This window comes from Thermomonospora curvata DSM 43183, assembly GCF_000024385.1.
Classification (GTDB): domain Bacteria; phylum Actinomycetota; class Actinomycetes; order Streptosporangiales; family Streptosporangiaceae; genus Thermomonospora; species Thermomonospora curvata.
Map to the genome: position 1 here is coordinate 165,961 of NC_013510.1, position 23,259 is coordinate 189,219.

19 protein-coding genes are annotated in these 23,259 nt (G+C 67.8%); 11 read left to right on the forward strand and 8 right to left on the reverse strand.

What is annotated here, in order from left to right; genetic code table 11:
* Position 1: 1 nt before the first annotated feature.
* The gene (locus TCUR_RS00770; protein WP_012850546.1) at positions 2-1,180 is read right to left on the reverse strand and encodes a site-2 protease family protein; all 1,179 of its coding nucleotides are present in this window, start codon (positions 1,178-1,180) and stop codon (positions 2-4) included.
* Between the two features lie 235 nt (positions 1,181-1,415).
* Here TCUR_RS00770 and TCUR_RS26155 point away from each other — a divergent pair, with 235 nt between their 5' ends.
* On the forward strand, positions 1,416-1,625 hold the full coding sequence (locus tag TCUR_RS26155) for a hypothetical protein (protein WP_012850547.1): 210 nt from the start codon (positions 1,416-1,418) through the stop codon (positions 1,623-1,625).
* Positions 1,626-1,703: 78 nt separating this feature from the next.
* On the opposite strand, the gene TCUR_RS00775 is transcribed toward TCUR_RS26155, so the two are convergent.
* Both TCUR_RS00775 and TCUR_RS00780 read right to left on the reverse strand, forming a co-directional pair.
* On the reverse strand, positions 1,704-2,144 hold the full coding sequence (locus TCUR_RS00775; protein WP_012850548.1) for a hypothetical protein: 441 nt from the start codon (positions 2,142-2,144) through the stop codon (positions 1,704-1,706).
* Between the two features lie 68 nt (positions 2,145-2,212).
* Positions 2,213-2,992 carry a serine hydrolase gene (locus tag TCUR_RS00780; RefSeq protein ID WP_012850549.1) on the reverse strand — a complete coding sequence of 260 codons (780 nt, stop codon included), beginning with the start codon at positions 2,990-2,992 and terminating at the stop codon, positions 2,213-2,215.
* A gap of 205 nt (positions 2,993-3,197) precedes the next feature.
* Here TCUR_RS00780 and TCUR_RS00785 point away from each other — a divergent pair, with 205 nt between their 5' ends.
* Together TCUR_RS00785 and TCUR_RS00790 are read left to right on the forward strand one after the other, a co-directional pair.
* Complete coding sequence (locus TCUR_RS00785; protein WP_012850550.1) at positions 3,198-4,031, forward strand: alpha/beta fold hydrolase; 834 nt, start codon at positions 3,198-3,200, stop codon at positions 4,029-4,031.
* Positions 4,032-4,238: 207 nt separating this feature from the next.
* Positions 4,239-5,222, forward strand: a complete 984-nt coding sequence (locus tag TCUR_RS00790) for an LLM class flavin-dependent oxidoreductase (protein WP_012850551.1) — start codon at positions 4,239-4,241, stop codon at positions 5,220-5,222.
* Between the two features lie 11 nt (positions 5,223-5,233).
* Here TCUR_RS00790 and TCUR_RS00795 read toward each other — a convergent pair whose 3' ends face one another.
* The 3 genes from TCUR_RS00795 to TCUR_RS00805 all read right to left on the reverse strand — a co-directional run bounded on the left by TCUR_RS00795 (position 5,234) and on the right by TCUR_RS00805 (position 9,686).
* The gene (locus TCUR_RS00795) at positions 5,234-6,715 is read right to left on the reverse strand and encodes an FAD-dependent monooxygenase (protein ID WP_012850552.1); all 1,482 of its coding nucleotides are present in this window, start codon (positions 6,713-6,715) and stop codon (positions 5,234-5,236) included.
* A 128-nt stretch (positions 6,716-6,843) separates the two neighbouring features.
* Positions 6,844-7,401 carry a GNAT family N-acetyltransferase gene (locus TCUR_RS00800; protein ID WP_012850553.1) on the reverse strand — a complete coding sequence of 186 codons (558 nt, stop codon included), beginning with the start codon at positions 7,399-7,401 and terminating at the stop codon, positions 6,844-6,846.
* A gap of 896 nt (positions 7,402-8,297) precedes the next feature.
* Positions 8,298-9,686 carry a hypothetical protein gene (locus tag TCUR_RS00805; RefSeq protein ID WP_148232879.1) on the reverse strand — a complete coding sequence of 463 codons (1,389 nt, stop codon included), beginning with the start codon at positions 9,684-9,686 and terminating at the stop codon, positions 8,298-8,300.
* Between the two features lie 414 nt (positions 9,687-10,100).
* Between TCUR_RS00805 and TCUR_RS25290 the strand changes: the two genes are divergently transcribed.
* The 3 genes from TCUR_RS25290 (at position 10,101) to TCUR_RS00820 (ending at position 12,861) form a co-directional block, all read left to right on the forward strand.
* The gene (locus tag TCUR_RS25290; protein ID WP_012850555.1) at positions 10,101-10,625 is read left to right on the forward strand and encodes an ATP-binding protein; all 525 of its coding nucleotides are present in this window, start codon (positions 10,101-10,103) and stop codon (positions 10,623-10,625) included.
* Positions 10,622-11,182 carry a hypothetical protein gene (locus TCUR_RS00815; protein WP_012850556.1) on the forward strand — a complete coding sequence of 187 codons (561 nt, stop codon included), beginning with the start codon at positions 10,622-10,624 and terminating at the stop codon, positions 11,180-11,182. The genes TCUR_RS25290 and TCUR_RS00815 overlap by 4 nt, the downstream gene beginning before the upstream one ends.
* Before the next feature lie 506 nt (positions 11,183-11,688).
* Positions 11,689-12,861, forward strand: coding sequence for an HAD-IC family P-type ATPase (locus tag TCUR_RS00820; RefSeq protein WP_217265434.1), 1,173 nt, complete (start codon positions 11,689-11,691; stop codon positions 12,859-12,861).
* Positions 12,862-13,002: 141 nt separating this feature from the next.
* Here TCUR_RS00820 and TCUR_RS00825 read toward each other — a convergent pair whose 3' ends face one another.
* Positions 13,003-15,177 carry a ParB N-terminal domain-containing protein gene (locus tag TCUR_RS00825; protein ID WP_245536949.1) on the reverse strand — a complete coding sequence of 725 codons (2,175 nt, stop codon included), beginning with the start codon at positions 15,175-15,177 and terminating at the stop codon, positions 13,003-13,005.
* 334 nt (positions 15,178-15,511) lie between these two features.
* On the opposite strand from TCUR_RS00825, the gene TCUR_RS00830 reads away from it, so the two are divergent.
* Positions 15,512-16,963, forward strand: coding sequence for a DNA phosphorothioation-associated putative methyltransferase (locus TCUR_RS00830; RefSeq protein ID WP_012850558.1), 1,452 nt, complete (start codon positions 15,512-15,514; stop codon positions 16,961-16,963).
* On the opposite strand, the gene dndA is transcribed toward TCUR_RS00830, so the two are convergent.
* Positions 16,951-18,102 (reverse strand): cysteine desulfurase DndA, encoded by a 1,152-nt coding sequence (gene dndA / locus TCUR_RS00835; protein WP_012850559.1) that lies wholly within the window; start codon positions 18,100-18,102, stop codon positions 16,951-16,953. The genes TCUR_RS00830 and dndA overlap by 13 nt on opposite strands.
* Positions 18,103-18,183: 81 nt before the next feature.
* On the opposite strand from dndA, the gene dndB reads away from it, so the two are divergent.
* The 4 genes from dndB to dndE are packed head-to-tail and all read left to right on the forward strand — an operon-like array spanning position 18,184 to position 23,182.
* The gene (gene dndB / locus TCUR_RS00840) at positions 18,184-19,314 is read left to right on the forward strand and encodes a DNA sulfur modification protein DndB (protein WP_148232880.1); all 1,131 of its coding nucleotides are present in this window, start codon (positions 18,184-18,186) and stop codon (positions 19,312-19,314) included.
* Positions 19,311-20,834, forward strand: a complete 1,524-nt coding sequence (gene dndC / locus TCUR_RS00845) for a DNA phosphorothioation system sulfurtransferase DndC (RefSeq protein WP_012850561.1) — start codon at positions 19,311-19,313, stop codon at positions 20,832-20,834. The genes dndB and dndC overlap by 4 nt, the downstream gene beginning before the upstream one ends.
* A complete protein-coding gene (dndD, locus tag TCUR_RS00850; protein WP_012850562.1) occupies positions 20,821-22,815 on the forward strand; it encodes a DNA sulfur modification protein DndD in 1,995 nt (664 codons plus the stop codon). Before dndC ends, dndD begins: the two co-directional genes overlap by 14 nt.
* A complete protein-coding gene (gene dndE / locus TCUR_RS00855) occupies positions 22,805-23,182 on the forward strand; it encodes a DNA sulfur modification protein DndE (RefSeq protein ID WP_012850563.1) in 378 nt (125 codons plus the stop codon). The genes dndD and dndE overlap by 11 nt, the downstream gene beginning before the upstream one ends.
* Positions 23,183-23,259: the final 77 nt, after the last annotated feature.

A 23,259-nucleotide genomic window follows, 5' to 3' on the forward strand; every position in this document is an offset into this window, starting at 1 on the left:
GTCAGGGCCGGCGCGGCGGGAGCGTCACCACATCGGCGCCGCGATGCGCATAGGGCCCGGTCAGCTCGCCGACCTGGATGGCCCGGCTGATGTCGCTGGGGGTGACGAGCCCGATGACCCGCCGGTCCGGCGACAGCACCACGGCGCGCCCGTCGGTGCAGCCGGACATGTTCGCCAGCAGCTCGGTGAGCGGCTGCTCGGGCCGTCCCAGGGGGATGCCCTCCAGGGGGCAGGCGATCTCCCGCAGCGTGGTGGTGGCCCGCAGCGCGGCGGGGACGTCGCGGATCCGGTTCAAGGTGACCAGCCCGTCCAGCCGGCCCAGCTCGTCCACCAGCGGGTAGGTGGAGAACCGGCGGGCCAGCACGACCTGGTGGATGAAGTCCGCCACCGTCTCGTCCGGATGGGCGGTGAGCGGATGGGGCGTCATCACATCGCCGACGCGGACCCCGCCCAGCACCGTCTGGACGCGGGTCTGCTGCTCTTCCGCCGCGGCGGCGTTGACCAGGAACCAGCCGATCAGCGCCAGCCACAGCCCGTTGACCCCCATCCCGGTGACCACCTGCAGCAGCCCCAGCGTGATCAGGACGAACCCGAAGGCCCGCCCGGCGCGGGCCGCGCTGATCGCCGCCGCGTGCCGGTCGCCCCGCCACCGCCACAGCGCGGCCCGCAGCACCCGCCCGCCGTCCAGCGGCGCCGCCGGGATCAGGTTGAACACCGCCAGCACCACGTTCAGCAGCGCCAGGTACACCAGCGTGCCCACCGCCAGCGGCGACCCGGTGGCCCAGCCCACCGCCAGGGCCAGCAGCCAGAACACTGCGCCCAGCGCCACGCTGGTGAGCGGCCCGACCACGGCGATCAGGAAGTCGGCGCGCGGGGTGCGGGGCTCGCCGTGCAGCCGGGCCACCCCGCCCAGCAGCCACAGCGTGATGCCCTCGACCTCCACGCCGTGGCGTTTCGCCACCACCGCGTGCGCCAGCTCGTGCGCCAGCAGCGAGGCCAGGAACGCCAGTGCCGCCAGCAGCGCCGCCAGCAGGTAGGCCGCCGTGGAGTAACCCGCGAACGACTCGGGGAACAGCCCGAACGCCAGCCCCACCACCAAGATCACGACGATGACCAGGACGCTGACGTTCAGCCCGACGGGTATCCCGGCGATGCGCCCGAGCCGAACCGACTCGTTCATGACTCTCCTTGAGGAAGGACTCTCATCGCGAGACCTACCCGATCACGCCCGCTCTATAGCCCATCGCGCCGTTGGGTGCTGTTTCTCACCTCTCGTGTACGGGCCTGCATAGGACGGGCAGATATCCGTAATGGGGTTATTTGCGTAGGTAGGTGGTAGGGACAGGGCTTGGAAGCCGGACCGTCCCAGGGGCCGTGATCTCTCAGGGGCGGTATGAGCGCACTGGAGGGGGACCATGAGCGCCAAGCCCGAACCCGGTGGGACTCCGCACCCGGTGAGCGGCAGGGGCCGGCCCGCCGCCCCGGCCGCGTCGGCCGCGGGAAGCACCCCGCGCACGACCGCGCAGCCCACCGGACGGTCGTCCAGGAGCCGGGGCAAGGACTACGGCATGCGGGGGAACACCGCCCACCGTTCCGAAGAGTTCAGCCCCGACGATTTCGAATGACCGCGTGTTCGAACGACCGCGTGGCGGCCCGGCGCCGGAGCGAAACGGCCCGGCACCGGACCGTCCGCCCGCCGCGCCTCACCCGTCTTTACGGGACCGGTCTTTGCCGGCGAGCTCCTCGATGAGCAGGCCGATGCCGATGCCCAGCAGCCAGACGTCCTTGGCCAGACCGGTCCCCTCCACGGTGGGCCGCAGGCCGCCCTCCTGCCGCATCCCCGGCGTCCGCAGATATAGGCCCACCAGTCCCGCCGAGAACGCCGTGAGCGCCGCGCCCGCCAGCGCGGACGGCACGAATGGCAGCAGCAGCGCCGTGCCCAGCGCGATCTCGGCCCGCGACAGCAGCCTGGTGAAGACCGCCGGGTCCATGTTCTTGAAGAAGGGGTAGGCGCCCGCGGCCATGCCGTGCACCCCCGCGGCCGTCTCCTCGTCCGCGTTCTTTTTGGACAGCCCGGAGTTCAGGACGTAGGCGCCGACCGCCAGCCGGACCGGCAGATGATGAGAACGTGTGAGAAAACGCATGCCTCCCCCGATCGGTAGGTGCCTGTGGCCCGGTCCCTACCCCCTGGACGGGAGGAATGCCCGCGCCCTCACCGGGACGTGGTCTGGCGCAGGGCGTCCATGACGGTCACGGCGACCCGCTCCACCAGGGCGATGCCCGCCTCCTTGGTGGCGTTGCGGTCGGACAGCACCGCGATCAGGTAGTCGTGGCCGTCGCGGATCCGCCCGATGCTGTTGATCACCCACAGCCCGCCGTCGGCGGAGCGGGGCAGCCAGCCGTTCTTGAGCGCCACCCGGCCGGCGGAGCCGGCCGCCGCGCCGACGCCCCACCGCTGGCCGGCGTTCACCGCGCCCATGAACTCCCAGATCAGCTCGCGGTCGGAGGCGGCCAGCGGGCCGCCGGGGCCGGCCAGCGCGCGCAGCAGCCGGATCTGGTCGCGGGCGCTGGTGCCGGTCAGCCCCCAGCCCGCGCCGGTCGCCGTGGTCTCCCGCAGCCCCAGCGCCTCATTGGCCTCGCTCAGCCCGGCCGCCCCGCCGATCTGCGCCCACAGCGCACTGGCCGCGTCGTTGTCGCTGTCGATGATCATGCGGGCGGCCTGCTCGCGCTGCGGCCCGTCCAGGCTGCGGCCCTGCCGGCCGAGCCGCAGCAGCAAAGCCGCCAGGATGTCGACCTTGACGATGCTGGCGGTGACGAACCGCCGGGCGGTGCCGTAGGAGTAGCCCGCTCCGGTCGTCAGGTCGCAGGCCGACACCGACAGCCTGGCGCGGCCGGTGCCCCGCAGGGCCCGTTCGACGGCCCTGGTGAGCCTGCGGCGGTGGAGCGGGTCGAGCCGGCCTGGGCCGGTCCGGGACGTGCCGGTGAGGTCCATGGGTGAAAACGGGGGGTCGCGGTCATGAACGGCCGGTACGCGCCGGGACGGGATACCGGGCGAAGCGCCCAGGCTACCGGCTGTGGCGCGATCCGCACCCCGGCACGCCGCGGCTGTTTTCACCAATTGTTGACCCGGCCGCTCTCTTCAGCCGCCGACTTCCGGGCAGGGGCGAGTCGTTGCCGACTGCAGCGAAGGAGGCGTCATGCCGTTCGTCACCACTTCCGATGGCACGGAGATCTTCTACAAGGACTGGGGGAGCGGGCGCCCGGTCGTCTTCAGCCACGGCTGGCCGCTCAACTCCGACAGCTGGGAGGGGCAGATGCTCTTCCTGGCCGAGCACGGCTACCGGTGCGTCGCCCACGACCGCCGCGGCCACGGCCGCTCGGCCCAGGTCTGGGACGGCAACGACATGGACCACTACGCCGACGACCTGGCCGCCGTCATCGACGCCCTCGACCTGAGGGAGGCCACCTTGGTCGGGTTCTCCACCGGCGGCGGCGAGGTCGCCCGCTACATCGGACGGCACGGCACCGGGCGGGTCGTGCAGGCCGCGCTGGTCAGCGCCGTCCCGCCGTTCATGCTCCGCACCGACGACAACCCCGGGGGAGTCCCGATCGAGCAGTTCGACGAGGCGCGCGCCAACTCCCTGGCCGACCGCGCCCAGTTCTACCGGGACCTGGCCGACGGGCCGTTCTACGGCAACAACCGGCCGGGCGCCTCGGTGTCCCAGGGGGTGCGGGACTTCTTCTGGCTCCAGGGCATGCAAAGCGGGCACAAGAACGCCTACGACAGCATCGCCGCCTATTCGGCCACCGACTTCCGCGACGACCTGGCCGCCTTCGACGTCCCCACCCTGGTCATCCACGGGGAGGACGACCAGATAGTGCCGCTGGAGGTCGGCGGCAGGGCGTCGGCGGGGCTGATCAAGGAGGCCGAGCTGAAGGTCTACCCCGGCGCCCCGCACGGCCTCACCGACACCCACAAGGACCGGCTCAACGAGGACCTGCTGGAGTTCCTCAACTCCTACAAGAGCTGAGCCCCGCACCGGGCGGCATGCGGTCTGGAATAACTCCCGGAAGACACCGGTTGCCACACCGATGAACCCTTCCGGCCTGCGGCCGCGGGGACCTTGGACGGCGCGCGCCGGTTCAGGCCGTCCCCGGGGACGGGCAGGACGAAGAGGTTCGGTCCACAGGGTCCACGCAGTGAAGGGCAGCCCCCAACGGTGTCGCATCGCGTTCCGGTGAGCATTCTCGATCTGGTGCCGATCCCGGAGGGCCGGACCGCCGCCGAGGGCATCGCCGCCTCGATGGAGGCGGCGCGGCAGGCCGACGAGCTCGGCTACCGCAGGCTGTGGTTCGCCGAGCACCACAACACCCCGGGCCTGGCGGCCAGCGCCTCCGCGCTGCTGATCGCCCGCGCGGCGTCGCTGACCGAGCGCATCCGGGTCGGTGCGGGCGGGGTCATGCTGCCCAACCACTCCCCGCTCATGGTCGCCGAGCAGTACGGCACGCTGGCCAACATGTTCGGCGGCCGCATCGACCTGGGGCTGGGACGCGCACCGGGCACCGACCCGATGACCGCCCGGGCGCTGGCCCGCTCCGCCGCCGACGCCCAGTCGTTCGCCCGCAACATCGCCGACCTGCAGGGCTGGTTCGGCGCGGCGGGCACGGCCCGCAGCGCGCCCATCTTCTCGGCGGTCTCGGCCGGCACCGACGTGCCCATCTGGGTGCTGGGCTCCACGGTCAACGGCGCCTCCATCGCCGGGCGGCTCGGGCTGCCGTTCTCGGTGGCCTCGCACTTCGCCCCCGAGCAGGTGATGCAGGCGATCGAGGTCTACCGCGACGCCTTCGACCCGAAGGCCCCCACCGCGCAGATCGACCGGCCCTACGTCATGGCCGGCATCAACGTCCTGGTGATGCCCACCGACGAGGAGGCGCGGCGGCAGTGGACCACCGTCCAGCAGATGTTCCTCAACATCCGCCGCGGCCGGCGGGGCAAGATCCCGCCCCCGGTCGATCCCGATCAGGTCGCCCCGGCCTTTGAGCTGGCGTTCGCCGAGTCCGCGCTGCGCTTCAAGGCCGTCGGCAGCCCCAAGACGGCGGTGCGGGCGCTGGAGGAGTTCGTGGCGCGGACGGGCGTCGATGAGCTCATCGCCGTCACCTACACCTACGATCCCGCCGACCGGATGAAGTCCTTCCAGCTCCTGGCGGAGCACTGGTTCTGACGCCGGCCGCCTCAGCCCGGCACCGGCGCCCGGAACCGGGGAGGCCCGCAATGCGCGGCCAGGGCGTCCCGGACCGCGGCGGCGGACGGCCGGTCGGCGGCCCAGGCGATGTACCCGTCGGGACGGACCAGCACGGTGCTGGCGGTCGGCCCGCCCGCCCCCAGCGTGCGGACGCGATCCGCCCACGCCGCCCCGGCTGCTGCCGCCGCCGGGTCGTCCGCCCTCGGGGCGACCAGCAGGAAGCAGCCGTCGCGCAACGCCTGGTAAAGCCGCCGCCCATCAGCCAGGGGGATGTCGGGCGCCCGCCTGCCGGTCAGCCGGTGGGCCCCCTTGGGCGCCGGGTAGGCGATGCTCAGCCCGGAGGCCAGGCCCGTCGCCCGCCGCCGCAGCGGCGCGACGCCCGTGACGGCGCGGCCCAGCAGGTTGCGGACGGCGCGCAGGGGCGGCGGGCCGGTGACGACCACGCGCACGATGGCGCCGCTGGCCAGCAGCACCGCCCGGCCGACCGGGTGCCGCTCGGCCTGGTAGGAGTCCAGCAGGCCGGGCGGGGCCCAGCCCTGCAGGGCGGCGGCGAGCTTCCAGCTCAAATTGGCCGCGTCCTGTATGCCGGTGTTCATGCCCAGCCCGCCGGCCGGGGAGTGGATGTGCGCGGCGTCCCCGGCCAGGAACACCCGGCCGACGCGGTAGCGGGGCACCTGCCGTTCATCGCTGTGGAAACGCGACATCCACCGCGGGTCGCGCGCCCCGTAGTCGGAGCCCAGGGCCAGCCGCATGGTCCGGCGGATCTCCGGCAGGCCGACCGGGGCGGAGTCGGGGACCTGATGGTGGCGGTCCCAGGCGACCACCCGGTACCAGCCGTCCCCGAACGGGGCCAGCAGGGCGAAGGCGTCCCCGGTGGCGTTGACGGTCAGCGCATCCGGCGGGTCTTCGGCCAGGCGGACGTCGGCCAGCATCATCGACCGCACCACCGACCGTCCCGGGAAGGCCAGCCCCAGCGCCCGGCGGACCGTGCTGCGCGCCCCGTCCGCCCCCACCACGTACCTCGCCCGGACCGTCCGGGCGGTGCCGTTCCGCCGCCGCAGCGTCACCTCGACGCCGCTCGCATCCTGGCGCAGCCCGACCGCCTCGGTGCCCTCCCAGATCTCGGCGCCGCATGCGCGGGCCCGCCGCTCCAGCAGCCGTTCCGTCTCGTACTGGGGGGTGATGAGGACGTAGTTGAACCGGCTCGGCAGGCGGGACATGTCCACCGTCACATCGCCGAACGCCCGCAGCGCGCGCAGCCGGTGCCCGGTGGCGGCCAGCTCGTCGGCCAGGCCGCGGGCGTCAAGCTGTTCCAGCGTCCGGGCGTGCACGGCGAACGCCCGCGACAGGTTCGACTCCCCTTGCCGCCGTTCCACCACCACGCACCCGGCCCCGGCCGCCGCCAGGTCACCGGCCAGCAGCAGCCCGGTGGGGCCCGCACCCACCACCAGCACATCAGCCGCGTATTCCACATCCCTGGGCCTACCCGGTCAGAGCGCCGCTTACTTAGACGAGAACGGAAAAGCGCGGCCGGCTCTGCGGGGGCCGGGTGCCGCGGGTGAACCTTCGCGGCCGCGGAAACGGGCGGGTGGTGCTCCCATCAAGGGCTGGGGCGGCGTTCGTGTTCGAGAATGGAGTGGACGATGGAGTCGCGCCACTGGCCCCCGATGCGCAGGTGGTGACGGATCCGGCCTTCTTCGACCATGCCGTGTTTGAGCATGAGGCGGGCCGAGGTGGTGTTGGCCGGGGAACGCGCGCCCCAGAGCCGGTGCAGCCCCAAATGGTCGAAACCGAGGGTGAGGAGAAGACCGAGCATCTCCGAGCCCAGCCCTTGCCCCCAGTGGTCTTTGCGAAGGGCGAAACCGAGCTGGGCGCTGGACTGGCCGGGGTGACCGGTGTCGACGGCCAGCCGGGCGAAACCGATGGCCTCGCCGGTGGAGATCAGCGCGGCGGCCAGGGAATACTCGGTCCGCGGAACGGCGCGGGCGGCTTGGGTGACGGTCCGGATGGTGGCGGCCACCTGGTCGCGGGTGCGAGGTTCGAAGCTGAGATGTTCGGTGACCACAGGGTCGCCGTAGATGGCCAGTACGGCATCGATGTCGGCTTCGGTGAACTCACGCAGGACGAGGCGTTCGCCATGAACCATGACCGGGTACATATCTCTGAAGGGTAACCTCCATAAGCCGTTATGAACGGCACGGCTCAGCCGGCGATCCGCACTGCCGACCGAAGGCCGTGACGGGGTTTCTCGGAATCGAACGTTGAATTTTCAAGCCCGTGTGTTTCTGCAGGCCACACGCGGAGCGATGCGGCCGGAAGCGGCAGCGTGCACTGAGAGCGGAGCGGAGGAGCGCAGGCCGCTGACGGCCCCAGGAGCGGCAGTCGAAAAGCCCGCTCATCGCGGTTTTCCGTGCGAAATGTGGCATGTGTCCGCGCTGTATCGTTCCTGGTGAGACGCGGTGTCTGGGCCTTCTGTCGGCGGCATCGGCCGCATGAGCCACCTGACGTCCTCCCGTCTGTAAGCCGTGGCCGCTTGCGCACTGGCTTCCGCACCGTCGTCTCATCTCAAAAACAACCGACCGGCAAGAAAATCTTGGTAGAATTTTTCAACGGAATCGAGCGAATGCCCGTACCTCACCGCTCCCCATCAGAGCGGCGGCACCCGCCCCGGCCATGACGCGGTCCGGTGCCGCGCGCCGGGGTTTTCGCAACGAAATAGGGAACGTACCCGGGGCGTGTCGCCTCCTTCCGAGGTGGCGGTGCGCGCGGTCCCAGGCGGGCGCCTCCAGGCCCGATGACGGCTGCTTCCGCGCACCGCCGAATTCCGTTCTTCTCGCCTCCGCCGGTGAGCCTTTTTCAACCCGTGGCCGCAGCGGGCCAGGGGCGGGGGCGGCGATGCCGTCGGGGCATCGTCCCCGACCCCCTCATGCCCGTTGCGGAGGCGGCGTGCCGAAAAGGTTCAGCGGGCTCCCCCGGCCGGCCGGGCCCGCGGGCCTTGCGGGAACGCCCACCGACCGGGGCGAGCCGGAACGGCCGCCTGCGCGGTGCGGGCGCTCATCGGATCCGGGACAGGGCGGCGGCCGGAACCTGCGTGTACGCCTCGATGGCCTGCTGGGTGTCGCGGGCGATCTTGGCGGCGCGGTAGGCGGGGGCGCCCAGCGCGGAGTGGACCCGCATGACGCTGGCGACGATGCCGCCGATGCGCCGGTCGGGCGGTAGCTCCAGGACGGGACGCAGCGCCGCCGCCGCCCCGTCCAGATCGCCGGTGTTGACCCGGGCGAGGGCCTGATCGGTGCGGGCGCCGGCCTCGTCGCTGAAGGAGCGTTCGGCCGGAGGGGCGCTTTCGTAGGCCGCGATGGCCTCACCGGCCGCGCGCTCGGCCTCCGCGTCGGCCCCCGGCAGCCAGATGCGGGCGTCGGCGGCGTAGTAGAGCTGGCGCGGCAGCGGGAAGGACATGATGCCCCCCAGCTCATCCAGGTCATCGCCCTGCACGGCCTCACGCGCCCGCAGCGCCCGGGCGATGGCCTCCTCGGCCCTCTCGGCGTCCCCGAGGGCGGCCCGGGCCCGGGCCTCCTGGGCGGGCAGCCAGACGGAGGCGGTGCCGGTGGTGCGGGCGGCGGACTCGGCGCCGAGCTGGGCGTAGCGGACCGACTCGTTCAGCCAGCCCGCCCAGTAGGCGATCAGCGACTGCAGGCAGCGCGTCCAGGTGCGCAACCCGTCGTGCCCGGCGTTGTCGGCGCACACGTAGGCGGTGCGGGCCTGGGCCATGGCGGCGTGCGGGTTGCCGACGTCGTGGGACGCCTTGGCGAGCATCCCGCTGACGGCCCCGGCCAGGACGTACAGGTCGGTGGTCTCGGCGGGGCGCTGCCGCCCCTCCAGCAGGCGGAACGCCACGTCCTGCAGGTCGACGAGGTCGCCGAGCAGGGACGGGAGGGGCTGCTTGGGGTAGGCGGCGGCCAGCCGGCCCACCTCCTCGCGGAGCTGGTCGAGGGTTTCGGGGCCGATGTTGCTGCCCTCGGCGGTGACGGTGAAGCGCACAGCGCGTCGTGCGGCCATCTCTACCTGCCTTTCCAACTGGTCGGTTCCGGCGGTGGACGCCGCCTGCGGCGGCGTCGCCTTAGCGGGGGCGAGGGCCGGCTCGGCGGCGATCTCGCGGGACGCCGGGGCCGGGGCGGCGGAAGCGGCGGTGAAGGCGGCGTTGCACCTGATGAGGACGGCCCGTTCGTGCTCGTCCATCCGGTCCAGGGCGCACGGGCTCAGCAACCGCAGCGGGCTGGTGCCGTACAGCGAGGCCAGCACGATGATCTGGGTGGCCTGCGGCTGCCGGGAGCCGGCCGCGGGAAAGCCCTCCAGCCGCGACAGCAGCGGCTGGTCCATGACCGAGCCCGGGGCCGAGGCGATGTAGCGCTCCACCACCTCCGGCTGGGACCACCCCAAGGCCATCCGGAAAGCCGCCAGCGGTGAACATCCGGTCATTTGCCGTATTTCAGCCGCTATTTCCTCGGTGGAGCGGCCTTGCTGGATCATTTGACTGCGCAGCCGGTTGACGTCCCGCTTGCTCCATCCGCTCATGCCGATCTCCTTGCCTTCGGCTTACCCGCCCAGAATCGCCGGAAGCTGACGAATTCGGCAACAGTGCAAATCGGGCAACGCCTGTCCGGGTGACATATGGCGATGGCTGGGTATTTAAAAAGCCCAGGTCAGCGGGGTTTTGGGGGGCATGGAAAGCATGTCGCAACACCTCGTGACAAGGGCTTGTCGGGACGGATTGACTTGCCGGTGACAGCAAGCACGTCAACCCCCGAGGGCGGGAGGTGTCTCCGGCCTTCGACATTTCGCAATCGCCTGGAGCCAGCGATGTCCGTGCTCCCCGTCGAACGGCATGTCCCGATGCCGCCTGCCCATTTCCGTACAAATCAACATGATCCCGACCTGCGGCGTGAGAAATTGCGCCTGGCGGCCCTTCCGAACGCCGTCGGCACGGCCCGCCGCTTCGTGACGGCGCAGCTGCGCGGGTGGGGCCTGGACCAGTTGGCCGGCGACTGCGAGCTCGTCGTCTCCGAACTGGTCACCAACGCCGTCATCGCCACCGGCGACCGCACGGTCCCCGCCGGCTACGCCCGGCTGCACGACCGGACCCCGCCCACGATCGTCGTGCAACTGCGGCTGACCTGGTACCGCCTGCTGTGCGAGGTGTGGGACGCCAGCCCGCGCCCCCCGGTCCCCGCCGCCGCGTCCCCCCTGTCCGAAGGCGGCCGGGGCCTGCACCTGGTCGCGGCCTACGCCGCCGGCTGGAGCGCCTACACCAGCCCCGCCGGCGGGAAGGTCGTCTACGCCTGGTGGAACCTGCCGGCGGCCGGCCCCGAAGGGACGGCCCGATGACCCGCCGCCCGTTCCGCGACTTCGACGCCCCGCGCCTGAAGGAGCCCACCTGGCGCCGCCCCGGACCGCCGCACGCCGCCCCCGCGCCCGCAGACGACCTGACCGAGGCCATCGCGGAACTCCGCCGGACGTTCGCCGAGTGGCTGCGCGACCTGGCCCGGCAGGCACAGAACGCCCAAGGGGACGCCACCGAGACGGCCTCCCTGCTGCTGCGCCTCGGCGCCTGCGCCAAGGCCGCCGCGAGCCTGACCGAGGAGAACCCCGCCACCCCACGGAATCGCCCCGACCGCCGCAAACCCGAACGAACACCCCCGCCCCCGACCCGCCCCCTTCATGAGCCCCGCGACGGGCCGGGCCGACATGACAAAAGCCGCCTGAAGTCCCCGGCCCGTCGCGGTCCCACCCCCCTTTTCCGCTCCATGGCCCCGCGGCCCCGGCCGGGCGTCTTCCCGAACCCCGAGACGCCCACCCCGGGGCCGCGGCCCGGCGGGCCCGGCTCCCGCCGATCACCACCGGCTCTCGTCCCCCCGGAGCCGGTGCCATGGCTGCGGCCCTGAGCTGAAACCGCCTGCCCCCAAGGCTCCCCCCGTTCCCAGCTCGGGGCCGCAGCCGCACGGGGACCTCCGGGCCTGCAGATGGCCGTCTTCCGAAACCGGTGCCGTGCGGTCGCGGCCGGTGAACGTGATCTTGGCCGCCGGAGGACGGACGCCCGGTACCGCGACCGCCTCGTCCCCGGCTGCGCGCACCCGCCCGAGCCTGCGGGAACGACGCGTTGAAAGGCTCAGCGGGCGCAGACGCCGGACCTGGAGCGAAGGAACAGGTCTCCGGCCGCCGCGAGGCGACTCGGCCACAGCCGGATGACCGGCGAATAGACCCCGCAGCAGGGCGGCCACCGCTGGACGTGTCATGGCGGGTCCAGACGCCCGGCCCGGCAGAGGCTCCCGAGAAAGAACGCGTCCGGGCTGCGCGGGCCGTGTCCTGGCCTGCGCAAAGGGCCAGGACACAGGCGGGTATGCGCGGCAGACGACAGAGCCGATCCGGTGATCGATCCAACGAGCCGCTGGTGTTGCTGCGCAGAGAGCCGCCGGAGCGGGAGGCGGCCGAGGCGGTCCGCCGCTGCCATCGGACCGGACTGCGGGTGCACATCGTGACCGGCGACAACGACGCCACCGCCGCCGCCGTGGCCGCCGAGGTCGGCATCGGCGTGCCCCGCCTGCACGTGGTGGAACGCGCCGAGACCATCACCGACCGCGAACTCGACGAGCTGCTCGCCCAGGACGCCGAAATCGTCTTCGCCCGCTCCTCCCCGGAGACCAAACTGAAAATCGCCGACGCCCTGCGCGCCCAGGGCCGGATCGTGGCGATGACCGGAGACGGCGTCAACGACGCCCCCGCCATCCACCACGCTCACATCGGCGTGGCCATGGGCCGCTCCGGCACCGACGTGGCCCGCGAGGCCGCCGCCATGATCCTCACCAACGACGACTTCGCCACCATCGTCACCGCGATCGAATCCGGCCGCCGCGTCTACGACAACGTCCGCAAATTCATCGTCTACATCTTCGCCCACGCCGTCCCCGAGATTGTCCCCTTCCTGGTCTTCGCCCTCAGCGGCGGCCTGATCCCCCTCCCGCTGACCGTCCTCCAAATCCTCGCCATCGACCTGGGCACCGAGACCCTTCCCGCCCTGGCCCTGGGTCGCGAACCCCCCGAAGCCGGCCTCATGACCCGCCCACCCCGCCCCTCCTCCCAAGGCGTCATCACCCGCGACATGCTGATCCGCGCCTGGGGCTACCTGGGCATGGTCTCCGCCGTCCTGGTCCTGGCCGCGTTCTTCTATGTGCTGTGGCGAGCAGGCTGGCACCCCGGCGCCCCCACCGGCCCGGGCAGCCCGCTTCATGAGGCCTACCTGACCGCTACCACCGCCACCTTCGCCGCCCTGGTCGCCTGCCAGATCAGCACCGCGATGGCCGCCCGCACCGACCACGCCTCCCTCCGCGAGATCGGCCTCACCACCAACCCCCTGTTGCTGGCCGGCATCACCTTCGAACTCCTCTTCGCCGCCGCCCTGGTCTACCTGCCCCCGTTCCAGCGCCTGTTCGGCACCACCGCACTGCCCGCCGACGTCCTCCTCCTCATCGCCACCTTCCCCGCCATCGTCTGGGGCACCGACGAACTCCGCCGCTTCGTCCGTCGGCGCCGGGGGACGGCAGTGACAGGCGGAGACAAGCAGTAACTCGCTGGTTCTGAGCATGATTGAGAGAGCGCCTGGCCGGGGAGACAAATACGTCTTACGGCCAGGCGCTGCGGCGCTGAGAGAGGTCTCTATCTGGAAGATCTCGTAGGCTGCAGGTGAGGCGTCTACTTACTTCCTCTTTTAAGGGGCGTTGCTCGTGGAGGGGGAAGCGTCTAGGGCGTTCTGGGAGGTTCCAATGCTACGGAACCACTCGTCGTAGTACTCTTCGGGTAGGTAGAACCAGTCTCGCAGGGCTCGCTTGAGCAAGAGACTTGCTTTCTTGCGAGCCTCTTTCTGGAGTTCCTTTTCGGGAATATTGGGATCGTTTTTCAGTGCTCTGATCATCTGATTCTCGCGTAGCTTCAGGTAGTTTTCGCGAGCGGCACTGAGGAGCAGCTTGAAGTCTTGTTGGTTTTTGATCCATGGAGATACGTGCTGCCAGGCCATCGGCGTGTCGAGGACTTGCATCCAGAAGTAGCGGAAGTGGACCGCTTGGGAGGTTTCCATGCTGTCGATCCGGTTGAGAGGATTCGTGATGACCGACACGTCTTTGATGAATGCGAGTCGGCGGTCGCGTGCCCTGCCGTGTTTTTGGTCAAAGTAGGCATTAATTCCTTTGGTCATGTCTTCGGCGAAAGCCGGGAGATCGTAGATGTTGACCCAGCCCAACTGTGACTTGCGAAGTTCCCACAGTGAGCCCAAGGTCATGACAAGTCCGAGCTGGCAGGCGTGAGTATTGAAGACAGAGTATGCCGAATTGGATTGCTTGATGCTCTTATCGTTGTCGAGGTATTCTTGAGCGCGATAGGCCTCGAATTCACTCTCTCGCCGGTCGAGTGCCTCCCAAGCTCTGATCACATCGGACTTGGTGACGCTGTGGCCGCGAGATTTTCTTTCCTCGTAGTGGTCGTAACTGTCTTTGAGGGTCCAGAAGACGCCTACTCCGTTGAACAGTGCATCGTGGGCCAGCGTCATGGCTGTATCGTCGATGTGCCAGCTTTCGTTGAGCTTCCGGAGTGCTCTGGAGTGCGCGGCGTAAGGGGCGGTCTTGGACAGGAGAGTCAGAATTGCCCGGCCCCAGGTCTCAGCGAAACGATCACTTATGCGGTCGACTTTGCCGAGAGGGAACTCGGTATTTCCGATTCTGTCTGGATGGTAGGTGAATCCTCCATCCTCGAATTCGCTTGGAAAGAGATCGGGAATGTTGAGCTGCTCTCGCATGAAGCGATCGCGATCTCCCGGTTTTGTGCGTCCTTTCGACTTCTTGGTGACATCCTTGAGATAGTCTCGAGGGCCAAAGATGCACGTGTCAACAGCGGACTTCAGCAAGTGGATATTGGTCATGACCGACCACCGGGCCGGTCGTGTGGAGTTGGCGTCGGGGTTGTCGTACTCGACGGCGTACAGTGGAATGTAGGACCCGTCCGTTTCGCCGCGCAGCTCGTTGAGCAGCCGACGGGTCAGCACGTTGCTCAGCTCGGCGTCTGACAGCAGGATGATCCGTGACTGGGAAGGCTGCCGCGCTTCGTTGTTGACGTCGACGAACAGCTTGCGGGCGGCGTCGTGCGGTTTGGCATCCTCTCCGGTCAACTCCGGGAACCAGCAGACGGTGACGGGGATCTCGACCTTGTTGAGATCGATTCCCTCTTGCTTGGCTTCAAGGAGCACCTGCTTGACCTGATGCTCGTAGAAGGAGCGGAAACGCGCACCGCTGGAGGATTGCCAGCCGTTGGTCATCGTCCGCTCTATGGCGATGAGGGCCATGGCGCGATGTTGTCCGTCGAGCACGACGAGACGAGCCTGAGTGGAGTTCCACCACAATTTGCCGACGCTGGCCGGGTGCAACTGGTTGTCCGACCTCAGCAGCCGCTGAACCTGGAAGGAGTCGCCGGCACGTTCCTGCAGCCACCGCGCTTCGTCGTCCTCGACCACAATGGGCTCCCCAAGTTTGGGGAAGGAAGAGGGGCGCCTGTTCCGGAAGGGCAGGAGCACAGCCACGATCGGAGGGAAGAAAGCGGGACCGGTCTGTTGCGCCTTGAGCAGGTAGGGAATCAGCTTGACGGCCACTCGATGATCGTCGAGGTCGCGCTGCAAGAGTTGGTTGAAATCCATGTCGCTCACCTCCATGACCTCGCGAACTGGAGCGAGGCTCTTGGTGAGCTGGCGTTCGGGGTCCTCAGAGTCTTCCCCCAGACGTGCTTTGGTCATAATGTAGTCGACCTTGCCGGCAGGGGTCGTGAAGCTTCCCCAAGTGCCCTGCACGTAGTCCCTGAAAGTCAGCTTTTTCCCTGATCCGAATACCATTTCTGCTGCCATCCTGTCCATAATTGAGGGGTATGGCCTGCGTGGGGCCTATTGTGTACTTTGTGTAATTTACATGTCTTTGTCGATGAAATCGGCAACCTGCGCTCTGGGGTGCTCCGTCGCTATGGACAGCTCTGTTGCTTCTTCTTGGGGGCTTTGTGAATGTGTGCTGCCTCAATGTCTCCGGAGCTGTGTAGTCATGGTAGTCATTTGTGGACCCCGATGTGACTGTTCACATGTTAGTCTAAAACTTGGTGTAAGTTCTGGTTGTTCATAAGTTTGTTAGGTCCCGCTTGTTGACGACGTCTCTGTGTCACCGAAGCAGCATTGTCCGGAGCGTCACTCCGTGAACACCGTCACGTGGAACAGCGACCGTCGGCTGACCGCCGTCAGCCGTACCTCGTTGTCGGTCGCTGCGAAGCAGGCAGTCATCGATGGCGAGATCAACTCCTCGGTGAGTGTGCTCGACTATGGGAGCGGGCGGGGTGGTGACGTTCGAGGGCTCCGCGAGATGCGGTTCCAGGTCCAAGGCTGGGATCCCTTCTACGCTCCCGACGAACCGCCCCGGCCCGCCGATGTCGTGCTGCTGACTTACGTTCTCAACGTCATCGAGGACCGGGAGGAGCGTAGCCAGACGCTGAAGCGGGCCTGGGAGCTCGCCAACCGCCTTCTCGTGGTCACGACCCGTTTGACGTGGGAGCGATCGAAGATCCGCGGCGAGGAGTACGAGGACGGGATCCTGACCAGGAGGCGGACCTTTCAGTACCTCTTCAGCCCGGCGGAGCTGCGCTCCTATGTGGAGGAGACGACCGGGGTCCGCTGCGTGTCCGCCGCGCCGGGGATCGTCTATGCCTACCGGAACGAGGAAGATCGGCTGCGCTACCTGGCGCGGAAGATCGTCCCGCATGCCGAGTGGCTGGCCTCCGACGACACCGGCTCGGCCATCGCGGCCGTCGTGGACTACACCGAGCGGCGCGGCCGGTTGCCTCGGTTGGAGGAGATGCCGGAGGAGATGGCGAAGCTGCTGTCCCACCTGCGGCCGAACGAGCTCCAGCGGATTGTGAAGAAGTCCGCCGACCCGGAGAAGGTGAGCGAGGGCGTCAAGCGGTCAACTCTCTCGACACTCCTGTTCCTGGCGGTGGAGCTGTTCAACGGCCGAGGGCCCTACAGCAGTCTGCCGCTCTCGATCCAACTGGACATTCGGGCCTTCTTCTCCTCCTATAAAGAGGCGTGCCGGCGGGCCGATCGGCTGCTGCTGAAACTGCGCGACGACTCCTATGTCCGCGGGGCGATGCAGGCTTCCCGCGTCGGGAAGCTGACCCCGACCGCGCTGTATGTGCACCGCCGGGCGGTGCCGCAGATGCCCGCGGTGCTGCGGTTGTATGAGCACTGCGCGTCGATCGCCGCGGGGCGTCCCGCGTCCTGGACGATCGTCAAGCTACGGCACCAAGGGCGGGCGGTGAGCTGGCTGGACTACCCGGAGTTCGACACCGATCCCCACCCGAAGCTCAGCTCGTCCTACATGGTGGACTTGACCACGCTGAAGACCTCCTTCAAGTCCTATGAGGGCTCGAAGAACCGGCCCCTGCTGCACCGCAAGCATGAGTTCCTGGCCCCCGACGACCCGGACGCCCCCAAGTACCGCCGGCTGACCTGGGCGGAGATGCGGGCCGGCCTCTACCAGAACCCGCACCTCATCGGGACCGAGGAGGGCTGGGAGGCCGAGCTGCGGCGTTGCGGACGTGAACTGCATGGCCACCGGCTGGTGCGGCGCAAGGACACGGCTCAGCCCAGCTGAGCCATGCTGGCTTGGAACTCGGCGATCTCGGCGGCCAGCTCGTCCACGTCCACCTCTCTGGCCTGGTCGGGGAACCACGACAGGCGCAGACCGTTGGCGGCGATCTCATCCGGCAGGCCCATCCCCCGAAGCACGTGGCTGGGGGTGTAGGAGGCGCTGGTGCAGGCCGAGCCCGTGGAGATCGCAACGAGTTCCTTGAGGTGGACGATGAGCGCCTCGGCGTCCACCCCTTCGAAGGACACGTTGAGGATGTGCGGGACGACGTGCTCCTGGTCGCCGTTGAAGTGGACCTTGGTCTTGGACAGCGCCTCGACGAGCCGGTTGCGGAAAGCCGCGGCCTGAGCCCACCATTGATCGCGCTCTTTCTCGAAGATCTCGGCGGCTTTGGCCAGACCGATGATCAGCGGTACGGGCAGAGTGCCGGGACGAAGCTTGCGCTCCTGGCCTCCCCCGTACATCAGGGGAGTGAGGGGGATGCCGTCCCGGCCACGTCGGCGGATCACCAGCGCGCCGATGCCCTTGGGAGCCCCGATCTTGTGGCCGCTGATGCTGATCAGGTCGATCGGGGCTCGCAGGTCCTCGGTCAGCTTGCCGAAGCCCTGTGCCGCGTCCACGTGCAAGTAGGTGGCCGTGCCCCGGAGATGCTCGGCCAGCTCCGCGACGGGCTGGATCACCCCGGTCTCGTTGTTGACGTGCATCAAGGAGACGAGCAGCGTGTCGTCGCGGAGGCGCTCGAGGACGGCCTCGATGGTGACCCGTCCAGAGGGACCTGGGGAGATGAGATCGACCTCGAAGCCGCGAGAGGCGAGGTGCTCCAGCGGCTCGAGGACGGCCTTGTGCTCGATGGCCGAGGTGACGATGTGGCGTCGCCCCTCCCGCTCTCCGTAGGGGGCCAGCCCCAGCAACGCGAGGTTGTTGCTCTCCGTCGCCCCAGAGGTGAAGATCAACTCGGAGGGGGTGGCGCCCACCTGGCTGGCGAGCTGCTCCCGCGCTTGTTGGACGGCTCGCTTGGACCGGGCGCCCCACTCGTGGGTCCGGCTGCCGGCGTTGCCGAACTCCTCGGTCATCCAGTGGAGGACCACCTCGGCGACGCGGGGGTCGACGCGAGTCGTCGCCGCTGCATCCAGGTAGACAGCCATGGGGTCGGAAGTGCTCCTCTGAGCCCAGTAGCATCCCGTAAGTACGTGAAACGAGTGACGTGCTTACGCTACCGTGAGCCAGTGGGATCACACGTGCCAAAATCGTCCATTGCCGATACGACAGCGGGGTTTGAGTACGTCTTCCCTGCTATCCGGGGCGTACAGGCACGTCGTGAGTTCTTCGTCTCCATGTGCCCCCTGCGGCTGATTCCCAGGCTCTTCCTGTTCGACGAGGACGAACTCGCTCCCGAGCTGCGTGCGCAACGAGTACTCAACAAGGCGCGCATCCCCGCCTTGACCTCCTACATTCTGGACAACCCGGACAGCTATGTCTTCTCCGCGCTCACGGCCTCGGTCGACGGTGAGATGCGGTTCGTCGGGATCTCGGACGAGGGGCCGGGCATGCGGATCGGCCAGCTTCACATCTCCATGGCGGCCCGGTTCCTCATCAACGACGGCCAGCACCGCCGGGCCGCGATCGAGGCCGCGCTCAACGAGAACCCCGAGCTGGGCGATGAGACGATCGCTGTCGTCTTCTTCCAGGACGCCGGCCTGGCCCGCAGCCAGCAGATGTTCGCGGACCTCAACCGCCATGCAGTGCGACCGGCTCGATCCATCGGCGTGCTGTACGACCATCGGGACGAGCGTGCCAGGGTGGCCCGCCTGCTGGCTCTGAAGTCCCCGGTCTTTCGCGGCTTCGTGGAGATGGAGAGGAGCACGCTCTCGGCCCGCTCCAACAAGCTCTTCACGCTCAGCGCTCTCTACTACGCTACGCGTTCTCTCCTCCAGGGAGTCGAGCTCACCGGTGAGGACCAGGCCACTAAGGTGGCGGGGGCGTTCTGGTCGGCCATCGACGAGCTGATCCCCGAGTGGGAGCTCGTTCGGCAACGCAAGATGACCGCGGCCGAGGTGCGGCGGCAGTATCTCCACAGCCATGGGATCGCTCTTCACGCTCTGGGGCGACTCGGCAACGCTCTGCTGCGTGAGTCCATCGAGCTGGCGTTCTGGCGGCCTCGCCTGGAACCACTGGGCAAGATCGACTGGTCGCGTGCGAACCCGGACTGGGAGGGGCGAGCAGTCGTCGGAGGACGGGTGTCGAAGAATCACTCGAATGTTGTGCTTACAGTGAATTACCTGCGACAGCGGCTCGGGCTCGAGTTGAGCCCTGAGGGGGCGCATATAGAGGCGACCTACCTTGGGGGAGAGCGATGAAGGTCCCTCTGGGCACCCCCACCCGCCGGGCCATCCCCTTCAAAGACCGTGGTGGACTTGCGGCGGTCGTCAAGGAGCTGACAGAAGAGATCCGCGAGCTCTACCAGGCGGACACCGTCCCCTGGGTGGTCGGCTACAGCGGCGGCAAGGACTCCACCGCCGCTCTCCAGCTCGTGTGGCTCGCCCTCCAAGACCTACCGGTGGACAAGAGAACCAAGCCGGTTCACGTCATCTCCACCGACACCCTGGTCGAGAACCCGATCGTCGCCAGGTGGGTGACCCAGTCGCTGGTCACCATGGCCAAGGCCGCCGAAGAGCAGCAGTTGCCGATACAGCCGCACCGGCTGACCCCCGAGGTCAAGGACACCTTTTGGGTAGGGCTGATAGGTCGGGGGTATCCCGCGCCGCGGCCCAAGTTCCGCTGGTGCACCGAACGGCTGAAGATCCGGCCGTCCAACTCCTTCATTCGCAACGTCGTCCGCGAGCACGGCGAGACCATCCTGGTCCTGGGCATCCGCAAGGCCGAGAGCCAGGCTCGTGCCAAGGCCATGGCCAAGCACGAGAAGCGCCGGGTGCGAGACAGGCTCTCCCCGAACGCCAATCTGCCCAACTCGCTCGTCTACAGCCCGATCGAGGACTGGTCCAACGACGAGGTCTGGACGTTCCTCATGCAGTACCCCAACCCCTGGGGGCATGAGAACAAAGACCTGCTCACCATGTATCAAGGAGCGTCCAGCGACGGCGAGTGCCCGCTGGTCGTCGATGACACCACTCCCTCGTGCGGTGACAGCCGGTTCGGCTGCTGGACGTGCACCCTCGTCGATAAGGACAAGTCCATGGCGGCGATGATCCAGAACGACGAGGAGAAGGAGTGGATGCTTCCGCTCCTCGAGCTCCGCAACGAGCTGGACGTCCGCAACGAGGAGGGCTATCGCGACGACAAGCACCTGCGGGACTGGCGGAAGATGAACGGCACCATCCAGCTGTTCAACGACCGCATCGTCCACGGGCCTTACACTCAGCAGGCGCGGGAGCAGTGGCTCCGCAAGCTTCTCAACGCTCAGGCCTGGATCCGCAAGAACGCCCCCGAGAACGTTCGCGACATCGAGCTCATCACCATGGATGAGCTCCACGAGATCCGCCGCATCTGGGTCTTTGAGAAGCACGAGATCGAAGACAGCCTTCCTCGCATCTACGAAGAGGAGACCGGCGAGAAGTTCCCTGGTGAGCCGCTCGATGAGCACCTCACCCTGGCCGGCGACGAAGTGGAGATCCTCCGTGAGGTGTGCGGGGATGATGAGCTTCACTTCACTACCGTGCGGGAGCTGCTGGCCGTGGAGCGCAGGTTCCGCACCATGACGCGCCGGGCCGGGCTCTTCGAAGAGCTGGAGAAGACGATCCGCCGAGGTTACTACCAGGACAAGGACGACGCCGAAGCGTACGCGCTCCGCATCCGCAAGGCTCAGGAGGTTCCAGAGCTGCCGCTCTTCGAGGAAAAGGCCGCAGATGCTCCTGCATAACGTCACCCTTAAGAACTTCGGCGCCTACAAGGGCGAGCAGTCTCTTGAGCTCACCACCGAACCGGGACGTCCGATCATCTTGATCGGAGGGCTCAACGGGTGCGGTAAGACCACTTTGCTGGACGCGATCCAGCTGGCCCTCTATGGTGCCCGGGCGCGTACCAGTGGCCGCGGCAACCGCTCCTATGAGAGCTACCTGCGTGACAGCATCAACCGGCAGGCGAACCCTAAGCATGCTCATGTGACCGTCGAGTTCTCCCTGGCCATCGAGGGGCGGGAGCGACGTTACAAAGTGCGTCGCAGCTGGGAGGCCAACGGCAAGAACGTCCGTGAGTTCCTCAACGTTCTGGTCGATGGTGAGCTCGACCTTGTGGTCAGTGACAACTGGGCCGACCACATCGAGGACATTCTGCCTCTGGAAGCCGCCTCGCTGTTCTTTTTTGACGGCGAGAAGATCGAGTCGCTCGCCGACCCCGAGCGGGCGGCCCCGGTGATCGAATCGGCGGTCTACTCGCTCCTGGGTGTCAACACTGTAGAGCAGCTTCGCACTGACCTGCTGGCCCTGCAACGTCGGCAGAAGGTCCCGGACGAGGACAAGCAGGCGCTTGAACGAATTCAGCAACTAGAACGTGAGATCCGTGAGGTCGATCAACTGTGCGCCGATACAAATCAGAAGGCGGCAGCGGCCCGGGACGCTCTTCAGCGAGCCGAGGCTCACTTCTCCGCCGTGGATGAGGCCTTCTCCAAAGAGGGGGGCGACCTCTATAGCCGGCGTGCAGAGCTGGAGGCGGAGAAAGAACAAGCAGAAGCCCACCTCCGCAGCATCAACGAAACGCTCGCCAACACACTGGCCCCCGGTCCTCTTCCTCTCCTGCTGCTCGGCCCTCAGGTGGTCGCTTTGCAGAAACAGGTGCAAAAGGAGCGGACCGCGGCCAAGAATGCCCAGGTCATTGAGATCCTGAACGAGCGGGACCACTTGCTCCTTGAAACTCTCAAGGACCTTGTGCCCGCCGAAGGGCTCGCAGCCGCTGAGAAGTACCTTGCCGAAGACCGTCAGAGGCGCGCCAAGGAGACGGCGGAGACCCGGCAGGTACTGAACTTCCCGGCCGACTCCTTCCCACAGCTCGTTTCTTTGGACGAGGTCCTCCGCCAAGAGGCGAAACGGGCCCGGGAGCTCGTCGATCAAGCACAGGAGCTGCGAGAGCGTCTTGACATTCTTGAACGCCAACTGGCCGGCGTGCCGGACAAGACCGTCATCGCCGCTCTGATCGAGGAGCGGGACGCAGCCCGGGATCAGGTGACCCGGCACCGTCTCGCACTGGCCGCAGCGGAAGAGGAACTGTCTGCGGCCCGACGGCGCCGTGAGCAGCTTCTGTCGGAGCGGGAGCGTGCCTATAAGGGACGTGCCCAGAAGCTTGCCAAGGCTGAGGCCGCCGCCCGCATCATTTCCTACGCCGACCGCGTCCGCGACACCTTGGAGAAGTTCAAGACGGCCTTGCTGCGGCGGCACATCAACCGGCTCGAGGTCGCGGTCTTGGACAGCTTCAACCGTCTCATGCGCAAGAGCGAGCTGGTCCGCGATCTTCGCATTGACACGGAGAAGTTCACCCTCACCTTGATCGGACCCGATGACGAGAAGCTGGCTCCGTCGCGACTCAGCGCCGGTGAACGCCAGCTCCTCGCCGTTTCTCTTCTCTGGGGGCTTGCACGGGTCGCCGGAAACCGTCTTCCCAGTGTGATCGACACTCCGCTGGGGCGTCTCGACAGCCGGCACCGCGAACACCTTGTGGAACGCTACTTCCCGCATGCCAGCCACCAGGTCCTGCTGCTGTCCACGGACGAGGAGATCGACGAATACCTCCTCGGGAAGCTGAAGCCGTCGATCTCCCATTCCTACACTCTGGTTCACGACGACAAGAACTTCACGACGACCGTCGAACCCGGCTACTGGTGGGGCACGGGGGCCATCCATGTCGCTTGATAACATCCGGCTCTCCCAGCCAGCTAAAGATCAGCTGATCAAGCTCAAGCGCATCACCGGCATCAAAAACTGGAACGTCCTGTGCCGCTGGGCCCTCGCTCTGTCGCTTCAGGACCCTTCGCCGCCGCTCGTCCGGGAGATCGTTACGGACTCCAATATCGAGATGAACTGGAAGACCTTCGCCGGTGCTTATGGCGATATCTATTTGGCGCTGCTGAAGCAGCGCTGCGTCGCCGATGGGCAGGAGCCCACTGAGGAGAACGTCTCCCACACCTTGACTGTCCACCTGCATCGAGGCATCGGTCACCTGGCCGGCAGGAAAGACCTCAAGAACATCGGCGATCTGATCTCTCTCGCTGTAGCCTGACCACCGGTCGAGTGTCCTGAGACAGGCTCCCCGACCGTGAAGTGACTGATTTCAGTCGTCCGAATTGCGGGAATTAG